Source organism: Pseudomonas sp. FEMGT703P, assembly GCF_002786345.1.
GTDB classification, from domain to species: Bacteria; Pseudomonadota; Gammaproteobacteria; order Pseudomonadales; family Pseudomonadaceae; genus Aquipseudomonas; species Aquipseudomonas peli.
Map to the genome: position 1 here is coordinate 120,001 of NZ_PGCM01000008.1, position 12,659 is coordinate 132,659.

The window sequence follows — 12,659 nt, forward strand, 5'->3', positions numbered from 1 at the left end:
CCGTTAGCGCTGCAACTGCGGCAAGGCAAAATAGCTTTCGGCCAACTCCTTGGTGTTGTCGCTGTCGGCGGCAAACACCACACCAAGAATCCTGCGCGGTGCGCTGCCAAAGGCGGCGATGGCATCGGCATTCACATCGCGGCTTTCGCTGAGCCATTGCCCCAGCGGCGCTTCCGGGCCGCGCAGCACGTGCATTTCCACCGTCTCGGTGTAGGCGCTGCGCGCGTGGGTGCCGGGTGTCGCGCGGTTGTCCCAGACATAGCTGAGGGTTGCCGCTGGCAAGTCGGGATCAAAGAACGTACGCGCCAAGCGCAGCTTCTGTCGAGTGACAAAGCTCAGCGAATCCAGCGGGTAATCCAGCAACACATAAACCCGCGCCGCGTAGTCGTCACCTTCACGGGTGGCGAAGCGCGCCTGTTCCAGTTTGCGCTCGGTGCGCCACTGCCAGCTCAGTTGCCAGGGCTGATCGCCGGGCAGGTCCAGCGGATGCAGTAAGCCGCCTGCGGCGGCATCGGCCTGAATGCGCAACACCTGCTGGCCATCCTGCTCGACCAGCGTACGCGCGGACGGTTTGAGTTTGGGGATATCCGCCAGGCGCCAGGGCGCTGACCATTCGCCGTTGGGCGGGCCAGCCGTCCATGGCGTCAGTTGGTTTTCGGCTTGCGCCAGCGGCGACAGCATCAGCAGGGCCAGCAGTAACCCGCGCATCAGCTGCGGCGCCAGGTATGGAAACGCTCGACCAGGCGCAGCAGGCCTTGCGGAGCATGAGCGCGCTTCCATTCGCCGGCTGCGTATTTGTTGGCCTCAGCCATAGTCGGGTAGGTGTGGATGGTGCCGAGAATCTTGTTCAGGCCCAGGCCATGCTTCATCGCCAGCACGTATTCGGCGAGCAGCTCCCCGGCGTGTTCGCCGACGATGGTTACGCCGAGAATCTGATCTTTGCCCGGTACGGTCAGCACTTTGACAAAGCCGTGGGCAGCCTCGTCGGCAATCGCCCGGTCGAGGTCGTCGATGCCGTAGCGGGTCACCTCATAGGCGATATTCTGCGCCTTGGCTTCGCCTTCGGAGAGGCCGACGCGGGCGACTTCGGGGTCGGTAAAGGTGCAGGCAGGAATCACCCGGTAATCCACCTTGAAGCGCTTGAAACCTGAGAACAGCGCATTGACCGCCGCATACCAGGCCTGGTGCGCCGCCACATGCGTGAACTGGTACGGCCCGGTGACATCGCCCACCGCGTAGATATTGGGGAAGCGTGTCGCCAGGTATTCGTCGGTTTCCAGGGTGCCGTTAGGCCGCACCGTCAGGCCCAGTTCCTCGACGCCGTAGCCGCTGACATTGGCCACCCGGCCGAGGGCCAGCAGCAGGCCATCGAAGGCGATGGTCACCTCCTCGCCGGTGTCCACGCGGCGGGCGACCATGCGCTGTTCGCCATTGACCACTTCAAAGCGTTCGGCGCGGTGTTGCAGGCGCACATCCACGCCGTCGGCACGCAGGCTATTCAGTACCAACTCGCTGGCGTCGGCATCCTCGCGCGGCAGCAGGCGTTCGGCCAGCTCCACTTGAATCACTTGGCTGCCGAGGCGCTGGAAGGCCTGGGCCAGCTCGCAGCCAATCGGCCCGCCGCCGAGGACCAGTAGCCAGCGCGGCTGTTCGCGCAGGCTCCAGATGCTGTCCGAGGTGTAACTCTGCACCTGCTCCAGGCCAGGGATTTTCGGCACCAGTGGCCGCGCGCCGGCGGCGATAACCAGGTTGCGGCTGGTCAGGGTCTGGCCGTTCACTTCCACGCTCCAGGGCGAGAGGATCTTCGCTTCGCCCTGAATCACTTCGACGCCCAGGCCGGTGTAACGCTCGACCGAATCATGCGGTTCGATGTCGGCGATCACCCGCTGGATGCGCTGCATCACCGCCGGGAAATCCACCGTGCCCTGCACGCCGGTAAAGCCCAGTGCCGGGCCCTTTTTCAGTTCATTGGCCAGCTTGGCCGAACGCAGCAGCGCCTTGGACGGCACGCAGCCGGTGTTCAGGCAGTCACCGCCCATCTGGTGTTTTTCGATCAGGCTGACCTTGGCCTTTACCGCCGCCGCGATATAGGCGCTGACCAAGCCACCGGCACCGGCGCCAATTACCAGCAGGTTACGGTCAAACGTCTTCGGTTTATGCCAGCCGGCATACACCCGCCGCGCTTGAATCAGCCCCAGCAGCTTACGTGCGATCAGCGGGAATACCCCGAGCAGCACGAAGGCACCCAGCAGCCCGGGCGAGAGGATGCCAGCCAGGGAGTCCAGCTGGCCCAGTTCGCGGCCGGCATTTACGAACACCAGTGTGCCCGGCAGCATGCCGAGCTGGCTGACCCACCAGTAGGTGCGCGCCGGCAGGCGGGTCAGGCCCATGGCCAGGTTGATCAGAAAGAACGGAAACAGCGGCACCAGGCGCAGAGCGAACAGGTAGAACGCGCCTTCACGTTCGATGCCCGCATCAATACCGGCCAGGCGCTGGCCGAAGCGGCTTTGCACCCAATCGCGCAGCAGAAAACGGCTGCTGAGCATGGCCAAGGTCGCGCCCAGCGTCGAGGCGAAGGACACCAGCACAAAGCCTTCGAGCAAGCCGAACAGCGCGCCGGCCAGCAAGGTCATCAAAGCCGCGCCGGGCAGCGACAGCGCCGTGACCGCGACGTAAGCGATAAAGAACAGCCCCGCCGCTAGCCAGGGCTGCGCGGCCACTTGAGCATTCAGCGCCGCTTGCTGCGCTTTGAGTGCTTCCAGGTTGAGGTACTGGCCGATGTCGAAGACAAAGAAGCTGCCCAGCAGCGCGAGGATCAGGCCCATCAGGGCGAGTTTGCGGCTATTCATCAGTCAGCGCCTCCAAGGCGCAAAGGCTTTGGCACAGGCTAAAACCGGCCAGCAGAGCAGTCTCTGGGCGGTCGGTTAGTTGGCCGAGCACCCGCGAACGATAGGACAACGCCGCCGGGCTATGGGCAGGCCACTGGCGGTCGAAGTCGGCGAGAAAAGCAGTGTGGTCGTAGTTCAGCGGCAGCGCTTCGATAAACAGGCCGTCACGCTGGCAACGGTAAAGCGCCGCCGGGTGTGGCGTGGTGGCGATGCGACTGAGCAGGCCATAGCGGCCGCCGGCAAAGTTCGGCAGTCCGGCCGCGCCGTTATTGATCAGCGCGCCATGCTCCAGGTTCAAGGCCGCGGCCGAGCAGGTATGGCTGGTGGCGAGCACTTGCACCCTGTTGGCGGTAAACCAGGCGTCCAGTTGCTCCTGACGCTCCGGCTCGCTGAGCGATTCCCGCGAGCAGCTCCAGCCAGCCAGGGACTGCTCGTCGCCATGGCTAATCGCCACGCGCTGGCCGGCCACGCTGACCAGTGCGGTGCTCGGCCTTGCGGCCAGGCGTTCGGCCATGCCGGGCAAACCCTGCACGGTTTTATTCAATTCCTGCTGAATGGTATTGGAGCGCTCGACCACCGCCTCATCCACCGTCATCGGGTAGGCACAGCCGCAGCCGGCACCGCTGTCTTTGGCACGGCCCAGCTCGGTTTCGACATTGCCACGCAGGGCCACATGGGCGCTGATGCCCTGCTCAATCTGCTGGAAAACCTGCGGGTCGCGGTCGAACCAGTGGGCGTCGCCGTTAAACACCACGTGTGCATTTGGCTCGGCGGCCAAGCGTCGCTGCAGGGCGGCCAGGGCCTGGCGATTGCCATACAGGCCGCCGACCACATAGAGGGTGTCGCACTCGAATAGCGGCTCGCCGCTAAAGGCATCCCGCGTCAGGCGATAGTCCAGCGGGCAATCGCGGCCGGCGCGCATCAGGCTGTACCTGCTTTGCGCTGCTGCAACCAACCTGGCACTAGATAACCCAGCACGCAGAGGCCCAAGCCATACAGGTTGGTGCCCAATAACAGCGCGTATTTACCATCACCGATGGCCCAGCTCTGCGGAATCCAGTTCAAGGTCAGGGCAACGCCCAGGCCCAGGCCGGTCCAGAAGCTCAGGTGAAAGCCCAACCGCGTCGGAGTGGTCAGGCCGTGCAGGACGAATACCGGGGCCAGGCCGATGACCATGGTGCCGCTGATGGTGGTGGCCTTGAGAATATCGGTGCCTGCGATCATTGGCAGGTTACCGAGCAGGGCGAACACCACCATCACCGCCATGCCGACGCCAATGGCTTTCTGTCCGAGGTCGCGCCCGGCCAGCTTCGGCAACTCGCGTCCGGCCAGTTTGGCCAGGCTGGAGAAGGTCGAATCCAGGGTCGAACCAGCAGCGGAAACCATCACCACGGTCATCACCAGTAGCGCGCCGATGCCCAGGCTCTTAGCCAGGGCGGCGGGTACGTTGTCGGAGGCGGCCAGGCCGGTAAGTTGGGCGTGCACGCCGATCAGGCTAAAGGCGAGGATGGCGATAAAGCCCAGCACCCCGGCAATCACGAAGGAGCGGCGCATGGCCTTCTCTTCGCTGATAAAGCCCCTATCTGTCAGTACCGGATCATGGAAGCCGTAGCTGAAGGCCTGCAGGCCGGCGACCAGCAGCAGGTCGACCCCGGCATTCAGCGCCCAATTGCTGGTGCTGGCCAGCTCAGTCGGCGAATGCTGCGGCAGCACCAGGCCGAGCACCCAGACCAGGGCAATCACGAAGATCGCCGCTTGCGCCGCGTCGGTAAGGATCGAGCTGCGCAGCCCGCCGCGCAGGCTGTAGGCCAGAGTCACTGCGGTAAACAGCAAAGCCGAGGCGATAAATTCGAAGCTGCCGGAGTCGCCGTAATAGCCGCCTACCACAGCGGTGTTGCTCCATACCTCGTTAAACAGACGAATCAGAATCGCGGCGGAAAACGCCAGCGCTGCGCCACGGCCATAATGGCTGCTCAGAAAGCTGACCAGGCCGGTCGCCGCAAAGCGCCGACGCAGGCGGTAGATGACAAAGCCAGTGAGCGGAATTGACAGCCAGTACATGGCATAGGCCAAGCCGCCGACCAGGCCATAAGTCGCCCCCAGATTGGCGGCATTGGTCACCGATTTGGCGAAGATCCAGCTGATAAAGATGCTGGAGGTAATCAACCACGGGCTGGCGCTGCGGCCCTGGTTGTCCTCGCCATTAAAGAACCCGCCCAGGGTTACGGCGCGTGGCGACAAGGCCAGCATCAGCGCGCCGTAGACCACAAGAAAGCCCCAGAAGAACAGCCCGGTGAGACTGGTTGGTTGCATGGATTGATCCTTAGGAAGTTAACGAGCCGCCGCAGCTGGAGCCCTGTCCGGCGGTGCAGGCATAACAATGATCACGGGTCACGATGGGGTTGCCGGCCAGTGTTGCACTAAGCAGATCGCGCAGGTGCGGCCGATCACGGCCGATCACCTCTGGCAGTTGCAGCGGCAAATCGAGCATCTGGTTGAAATCGCAGTCGTACAGGTAGCCCTGCCAATCGACGCTGACCAGGCTGCGGCACATCAAGGGTTCGAGGTTTTCCGGCCGGTAGCTGTCGCGTAACAGCTGCATATAGCCGTTGAACTGGCCCTTGCTGACCAGGGTGCTGCCAAAGCGCGCAATCGGCTGGTTGGTGATGGTCAGCAGGTGGTTGAAGACGATGCCGAAGTCCTCGACCAGGTGGCGTTTGTAATCGGCTTCCAGCGCCGCTTGCGGTGGCGGCAGGCTCGGCCCTTGTGGGTTGTACACCAGGTTGAGGATCAGGCCGCTACCCGGCTGGCCGTAGCCCAGGGCATTGAGTTGTTGCAGGCCTTTGATGCTGGCATCGAACACGCCGTCGCCGCGCTGCTTGTCGACGTTATCGCGTGAGTAACAAGGCAGCGAAGCGCTGATTTCCACGCCCTGGTCGGCGAGAAACTGCGCCAGGTCTTCATAGCCCGGTTCACTGAGGATGGTCAGGTTGCAACGATCGATCACCCGCAGGCCTTCGCGGCGCGCGTGGTTGACGATCTCGCGAAAACGCGGGTGCATCTCCGGCGCGCCGCCGGTGAGGTCGAGGGTGTGCACAGGGTGGGCGTCGATCACCTGATGCAGCAGGGCCAGGCTTTCATCGGTCATGGCCTCGGTGCGGGTCGGCCCGGCATTGACGTGGCAATGCAGGCAGCGCTGGTTGCAGCGGTAGGTCAGGTTGATCTGCAGTGCTTCCAGCTGGCCACGGCGGATGGCCGGAAACGCCAGTTGGTCGAGCAAGGGAAGCATGGCATGCACGGTGTCTGTTTCCTTGATGCTGATGCGTCGGTTGATTATGTCAGCCGCTAAGTAGCCACTATAGAGAGTGCCCGAGCGCTTTTGTTACGCGTGTAGGCAGAAGAATGTTACGCAATTAGTTATACAAATCTTATACAGATAGGGCAGTATCGGCTGATAATTCTCAGCAAAGGATGTGTCGATGCTACGTCTTAGCTTGTTCTTTGTAGCGGGTTTTCTGGCCGTGCCGTTCTTTCATCAGCCGGTTTTGGGCGTGTTGCATGCCTTGGCTGTGGTGCCGTTTGCGCCGTTCAACTTGACTCCAACGGCGCCGCTGGGAGTGCCGTCATTGCTTTCGGCATCCTTCTGGGGCGGTGTCTGGGCGGTGGTGATGCTGCTGGTGTTGCGCTGGGATGCACACAAGCCACAACCCTGGATCAAGGCCCTGCTGTTTGGTGGTATCGCCCTGACTACTGTTGCCCTGCTGGTGGTGTTTCCGCTCAAGGGTATGGGGGTTGATCCGGCGCAGTTGCCGGGCCGCTTTTTGATTGGCTTTCTGCTCAACGCCACCTGGGGCGTGGGCACCCTGATTCTGGCCCGGACCCTGCTTCCGCGCTAAAGGAGATCACCATGCTTGTGCGCCTCACCTACGCCAGCCGTGCCAGTCACGGCGTTTCTTCCGAGCTAATCCGCGAGATTCTCGACAGTTCACAGCGCAACAATCCAGGCAAAGGACTGACCGGTATCCTCTGTTGCAACGCGGATATCTTCCTGCAGGCGCTGGAAGGCCCGCGTGCAGAGGTGAACGCCCTGTACAACCGATTGGCAGATGACAGTCGGCACAAGGACCTGACCATTCTCGATTACGCGGAAATCAGCATGCGCCGTTACGGCAACTGGAGCATGGGCTGGGCTGGTGCGAAGCAGGCCAACCGCGAGTTGTTTCTGAAATATTCCTCCAGCGACCGTTTTGACCCCTTCAACATGAGTGCCGAGCAAATTACCGGGCTGTTACTGGAGCTGAGTGAGACCGTCAGCGCAATCAAATCGCCAGTTCTCAGCTAGAATTCTCGAGCGTCAACTCGCTCTAGCCGGCGAGCTGTGTTCACCCTGAGCCTTGGCGCACCTCGCAGTTTATTGAGGCGCCAGGATGCTCCGTTTGCTCAACCTTCCTTTGCTGGCTGCATTGCTCTGCTTTGCACTGGGCAGCGCTTCGGCGTTTGCTGAGCTGCCATTGTTGGTGCTGAGCAACAAACAGCTCACGCGGCCGGTAGAAGTGCCGGCCAGTTTGGTGCTGGAAGACCCCAGTGGCAATTTGACCGCGGCCGAAGTGCAGCAGCGAATTGACCGCGAAGGCACGCGAATGGATGGCGTGCCGCGCCTGGGTTACTCCGCCAGCGCCTGGTGGTTGGCGTTTCGCCTTGATGCACCGGTGGCCGAACGTCTTGACCTGATGATCGACCGGCCTTTTCTCGACGACATCGAAGTCTGGCTATACGACCGTGAGCGGTTGATCGCGCCCTTCTACAGCGGTGACCACCGCGATTTTCTTTTGCGTGGTGCGCCCTCACCACATTTTCTGCTCAATCTGCCGCGCCTTGGCGAAGGTCCGCATACCTTGTTACTGCGGGTGCAAAGCGGTTCGGCGGTGAGTGTGCCGATGCAGCTGGTGGCGGCTGAACAAAGCCCGCTATTGCTGGCCGAACACTGGATGCGCAGCGGCTTGCTGTTGGGTGCGCTGCTCAGCCTGACCCTGTTCTTCCTGGTGAAATACAGCGCGTTGCGCGAAACGCAGCTGGTGTGGTTCTGCCTGACGGTGGCCAGTGTGGCGCTGTACAACGCCAGCATGCACGGCATCATCAGCCTGCTGGCGCCGCAGTGGGTGTGGTTGTCGGCTCAGATGGCCAATTTGGCCAACCCTGGCATGTTGATCTTCAGCAGCCTGTTTCTCGCCAGCTCGCTGAAACTGGAGTTGGGCCGTGTGCGCCATCTGCGCAACGTGCTATTTGCTGTGACCCTGCTGGTGTGCGGTTGGACCATCGTCAGCTATGGCCACTTCCGCTCCTACCAGGCACTGAATGTGCTGATCCTGTTTAACGGCATGTTCCAGCTGCTCTTGTTGATTCTCGGCGTGTACCAGCGGCGGCCTTATGCCATCGGTTACCTGCTGTGCTGGAGTTCGGCCCTGTTGCTGATGCTGTTGGTGCCCCTCGGCCGCACGGGAGTGATTCCCTTGCCGCCGGGGTTTAACTACATGCATGCCTACCTGCCAGTGCTGAGCATGCTGCTGTTTGGAGCCATCCTCGATAAGCAACTGGAGCATATCCGCCGTGCCTTGTTGCAAAGCAAGGCTCAGGCGCTGGGCAATCTGGAGCAGTACCAGGCGTTGTTCAGCAGCAGTGGTGAGGGCATTTTCCGTTGCACCCGCAGCGGCGCCCTGATTGAAGCCAACCCCAGTTTTACCGCGCTATTGGGGCTGGCACAGGACAGCCGCGAGCTGTCCATGCAGCAGCTGTTGGGCACCGAGCAGTGGGCCGAGTACGTGGCCCAACTGCACAACGAGCAACCGGCCACCAGCCAGGAATGTCAGATTCATGGCCTCGACGGGCAGAGCCATTGGGTGTACCTGTCGTTGCACCTGCGCCCGACCCAGGATTGCATTGAAGGCATCGTGGTCGACCTCAGTGAGCGCCGCGCGCTGGAAGAGCGCCTGCAGTACCTGGCTGCACATGACTCGCTGACCGGCCTGCTCAACCGCCGCGAGTTGGAGCGCCTGCTGCGTGAAAGCCTCAAAGGCCAGAGCACGCCGCGCTACAGCCATTTGTTGTGCCTGGACCTGGATCAGTTCAAGCAGGTCAATGACCTTTGCGGGCATTCGGCGGGTGATCAGCTGCTGCGCCAATTGTCTGGCCACTTACGGCACCAACTGCCGCGGCATGCCGAACTGGCGCGCATTGGGGGCGATGAATTCGCCGTGCTGCTGCGTGAAATCAATAACGAAGCCGCTCTGGAACATGCAGAAAATCTGCGCCACTGCGTTGAGCAATTCGTCTTCAGCTGGCAAGGCCGACCATTCCGCGTGCAGGCCAGCATCGGCCTGCTGGAGCTGGACAGCGGCGTCAGCGACTGGGAAACCGCATTGAACTGGGCCGACAGCGCCAGCCAGCTGGCCAAACACCTCGGCCGCAACCGCGTGCAGCAGTTCAACCCGGCCGATGGCGTGCTGCTGGAGCATCAGCGCCAGCTGCAATGGATCACCCGCCTGCGTGAGGCCATCGAACTGGGCCATTTCGAGCTGTTCTATCAGCCGGTAATGGCGCTGCAGAACGCCAGCGATGGCCTGCGCTATGAAGTGCTGCTGCGCTACCACGACCCGCACAGTGGCGAGTGGATCAGCCCGGGGCAGTTTCTCGGTGCCGCCGAGCGCTACGGCTTTCTCGGTGCCATCGACCGCTGGGTGGTGATGCGCCTGCTGCAATGGCTGGCGGACAACCCGCGGCATGTGCAGCAATTGGCTCAGGTGAATTTCAACCTGACTGCCAGCTCGCTGCTCAACGCGCACTTCCACGAGATGCTCCACAGCGAGCTGCTGCGGCACAACTTGCCGGCGCACAAGCTGTGCATCGAAGTGACCGAGATGGTCGCGTTGGGCGAGCTGGGGGTGTCTGCGCAGTGGATCAAGCAGTTGCGCAGCCTGGGCCTGAAAGTGGCGCTGGATGACTTTGGCAGCGGCTTTGCCTCCTACGCTTACCTGCGCCATCTGCCGCTGGATATCGTCAAGATCGACGGCAGTTTTATCCGCGGTATCGAGAGCGATCCGATCAACCAGGCCATGGTCGGCTCGATGCAGCAGATCGCCAGCCAGCTGGGCTTGAGCACGGTGGCCGAGTTTGTCGAGACCCAGGCCACGTTAGACTGCGTGCAAACGTTGGGGCTCGACTATGCCCAGGGCTACTGCATCGGCCATCCGCAACCACTGACTCAGCTAAGCGATGCGGCCGATGCAGAAGTGCAGATGCAGCTCGCCCTCGACCGTCGTTGATCCAGCTCAACCTTTATCTGAGGTTGCCGAAATAAGCTGTATTGCCGGTAGTTCCGGCTGCTGTCTCCTGCCGTCTTTTTGGAGTTGCGTGCACCATGTTTGACCGTAAATGGCGTTTGCGTTGTGAGAGTCTGGAGCAGGAAGTCAGTCGTCTAGGTCAGGAAAAATCCGCCATGCAGCGCGAGTTGGACGAGCTGCGCAGCTGGCATCAACAGAGCCAGCAGGAGCGCAACGAGCTCAATGGTGTGACCCGTTATCAGCATGAGCTGCATGGCAAACTGAGTCGCTTTGAAGATTCCCTCTCGCAGACCCGTGATGGCGTGGTGGCCCAGGCCGAACAGCTGAACCAGGAAGTCGCCAAGCTCGAACAGCACAGCGGCATCTTCCAGCAAACCTCAGTGCTCCTGGCAGGCTTCTCGGACTCCCTGAGCAGCATGGCGGTGCAGGGCGTGAGCAGCGTGCAAAGTGTCGATCTGCTACAGCAGCGGGTCAGCGAGATCAGCCGGATTGTTGAGCTGATCAAGGCGATTTCCGACCAGACCAACCTGCTCGCGTTGAACGCCGCCATCGAAGCAGCCCGCGCCGGTGAACAGGGCCGTGGCTTTGCTGTAGTAGCCGATGAGGTTCGCGCGCTGGCGCAGCGCACCAGTCGGGCTACCCAGGAAATCAGCACCTTGGTCGGCAGCATCAATCAGGAAACCGACAGTGCCAGCCGTTCCATCGGCAGCCTGTCCAGTGAGGCTACGCGCTTATCCGGGGATGTTTCGCACTCGGCGCAGACCCTGGATGAAATGGTCGTGCTGGGCGAACACATGAGCCAGCTGATCGAAAGCATCGCCCTGGGCTCGTTCTGCGAGGCGGTCAAACTCGATCATCTGCTGTTCAAACTCACGGTCTACCAGCGCCTGTTCCTGCATGACGGCAACACCCAGCTGAGCAGCCACACCAGCTGTCGCCTCGGGCAGTGGTACCAGGGCAGCGACACCAACGCGCGCTACGGCAAGCAGCGCAGCTTCCAGCAGCTGGAGCAGCCGCACCGGGTGGTCCATGACAGCGCGCATGAGGCCCTGTACGCCGCCCAGGCGAAGGAGTGGAGCAAGGTGCTGCGCGCCGTCAGCGATATGGAGAAGGCCAGCATGGAGGTCAATTCGCTGATTTCGGAGTTGGCGGGTAGCTGATTCGCTGCTATGCAGCGTTACCTGCACGCTACACCGAAGGCATGCGTTCCAGCAGGCTGAGGTCCAAGCGCAGCATGCGCACACAACGTTCATCGCGCAGCTCTTTGGGCGACTGGTTACTGCGCAGGCGCAGCACCTGGCAGACCAGATTGAGCACCAGCGCCTCGCGACTAAACACCCCGCTGCCCAGGTTGTAGAACGCCGCGATCAGCTCACGCAGGCCAAACGGCAGACGCCAGCGGATGCGCAGCGCCGAGCCGAAGCTGGCGGCGCGTTGCTGGAAGCTCTGGTGAATATCCTCATCGCGCAATACGCCGCCGGCGTCCTGCCAATCCTGCAGGCTGCGCAGCAGGGCCAGCTCGCCGATGTTGTGCAGCAGCGCGGCGGTAAAGCACAGCTCGGCATCCAGTTGCAGCTCGTCGGCCAGCCAGCGCGCCAGTTCGGCGCTGCGCTGTGCGCTGTCCCAGGCGCTGCTGGCCAGCTCGGCGAGGCGCGGATCACTGAGCAGTGCATTGCGTTGTACGGCCATGCCCAGTACCAGATTCAGTGTACGCGCGAGCCCCAGGCGCGGCAGTGCCTGGCTGAGTGTCTGGCAGGGTGCGCCCTGGTGCTGGGCGGCGCTATTGGCGGCGGCGATAAGTCGCGCGGTGATCTGCGGATCACGGGCAAACACCTCTTCCAGCTCACGCAGATCGCTGTCGTCACCGTTGAGGCACTGGCTCACCGAGTCGCGTACCGAGGCCAGCAACGGCGCGCCCTGACCTTCTTCGCGCACCGCATTGAGGTAATCATCCAGGCTGTCGACCAGCAAGGGTGCCGCTATCGCTGTTGCGCTGGCGGCGGCGCTGCCAAGAATGCCGAGCAGGCGCTGGCGCAGTTGTTCGGCATTAAACGGCTTGGCCAGGTAGGCCGCCGGTGCCAGCGGCCGCGCAGCGCGCACGCTGCTGGCATCCAGGCGACTGCTGATCAGGATAAACGGCAGCGCCGGAGTGCGTGGATGGCGGCGCAACTGGCGCAGCAATTCCAGACCATCAAGGCCCGGCAGGTCGCCATCGGCAATCACCAGCGCCGGCAGGCGGCGTTTGCATTTGGCCAGCGCTGCCTCGCCGTCGGTGACTCTTATAACTCGCGCATCAGCGCGTACATCGAGTACCAGTTGCACGAGCAGATCGGCAGTCCAGGGGTCTGCTTCGGCGATCAGAATCTCCGGAGCGTTGGCCAGGGCAGTCATGAAAACCTCAGGGAAAAGCGTGATGGCAAAATAATGGCGCCAT

10 protein-coding genes and 1 pseudogene are annotated in these 12,659 nt (G+C 62.2%); 5 read left to right on the forward strand and 6 right to left on the reverse strand.

The window, feature by feature from the left end:
- Positions 1 to 3: 3 nt before the first annotated feature.
- The 5 genes from CUR33_RS12675 to arsS are packed head-to-tail and all read right to left on the reverse strand — an operon-like array spanning position 4 to position 6,177.
- Positions 4 to 708, reverse strand: coding sequence for a DUF3047 domain-containing protein (locus tag CUR33_RS12675; RefSeq protein ID WP_289239876.1), 705 nt, complete (start codon positions 706 to 708; stop codon positions 4 to 6).
- On the reverse strand, positions 708 to 2,849 hold the full coding sequence (locus tag CUR33_RS12680) for an FAD-dependent oxidoreductase (protein WP_289239877.1): 2,142 nt from the start codon (positions 2,847 to 2,849) through the stop codon (positions 708 to 710). The genes CUR33_RS12675 and CUR33_RS12680 overlap by 1 nt, the downstream gene beginning before the upstream one ends.
- Complete coding sequence (locus CUR33_RS12685; protein ID WP_289239878.1) at positions 2,842 to 3,810, reverse strand: hypothetical protein; 969 nt, start codon at positions 3,808 to 3,810, stop codon at positions 2,842 to 2,844. The genes CUR33_RS12680 and CUR33_RS12685 overlap by 8 nt, the downstream gene beginning before the upstream one ends.
- Positions 3,810 to 5,201 carry a sodium:solute symporter gene (locus tag CUR33_RS12690; RefSeq protein WP_289239879.1) on the reverse strand — a complete coding sequence of 464 codons (1,392 nt, stop codon included), beginning with the start codon at positions 5,199 to 5,201 and terminating at the stop codon, positions 3,810 to 3,812. Before CUR33_RS12690 ends, CUR33_RS12685 begins: the two co-directional genes overlap by 1 nt.
- Before the next feature lie 10 nt (positions 5,202 to 5,211).
- Positions 5,212 to 6,177, reverse strand: coding sequence for an arsenosugar biosynthesis radical SAM (seleno)protein ArsS (gene arsS / locus CUR33_RS12695; RefSeq protein ID WP_289239934.1), 966 nt, complete (start codon positions 6,175 to 6,177; stop codon positions 5,212 to 5,214).
- 190 nt (positions 6,178 to 6,367) lie between these two features.
- Between arsS and CUR33_RS12700 the strand changes: the two genes are divergently transcribed.
- The 5 genes and pseudogenes from CUR33_RS12700 to CUR33_RS20725 all read left to right on the forward strand — a co-directional run bounded on the left by CUR33_RS12700 (position 6,368) and on the right by CUR33_RS20725 (position 11,385).
- Positions 6,368 to 6,784 (forward strand): hypothetical protein, encoded by a 417-nt coding sequence (locus CUR33_RS12700; protein WP_090254313.1) that lies wholly within the window; start codon positions 6,368 to 6,370, stop codon positions 6,782 to 6,784.
- Between the two features lie 11 nt (positions 6,785 to 6,795).
- The gene (locus tag CUR33_RS12705; RefSeq protein WP_090254315.1) at positions 6,796 to 7,230 is read left to right on the forward strand and encodes a BLUF domain-containing protein; all 435 of its coding nucleotides are present in this window, start codon (positions 6,796 to 6,798) and stop codon (positions 7,228 to 7,230) included.
- 85 nt (positions 7,231 to 7,315) lie between these two features.
- Entirely contained in the window at positions 7,316 to 10,207 is a 2,892-nt protein-coding gene (locus CUR33_RS12710; RefSeq protein WP_289239880.1) for an EAL domain-containing protein, read from the forward strand.
- 512 nt (positions 10,208 to 10,719) lie between these two features.
- Positions 10,720 to 10,992 (forward strand): annotated as a pseudogene (locus CUR33_RS20720) (methyl-accepting chemotaxis protein); the annotation flags it as partial.
- Between the two features lie 27 nt (positions 10,993 to 11,019).
- Complete coding sequence (locus tag CUR33_RS20725; protein WP_448703163.1) at positions 11,020 to 11,385, forward strand: CZB domain-containing protein; 366 nt, start codon at positions 11,020 to 11,022, stop codon at positions 11,383 to 11,385.
- Positions 11,386 to 11,413: 28 nt separating this feature from the next.
- Here the strand turns inward: CUR33_RS20725 and CUR33_RS12720 are convergent, their stop codons facing one another.
- The gene (locus tag CUR33_RS12720; protein WP_289239882.1) at positions 11,414 to 12,616 is read right to left on the reverse strand and encodes an HDOD domain-containing protein; all 1,203 of its coding nucleotides are present in this window, start codon (positions 12,614 to 12,616) and stop codon (positions 11,414 to 11,416) included.
- Positions 12,617 to 12,659: the final 43 nt, after the last annotated feature.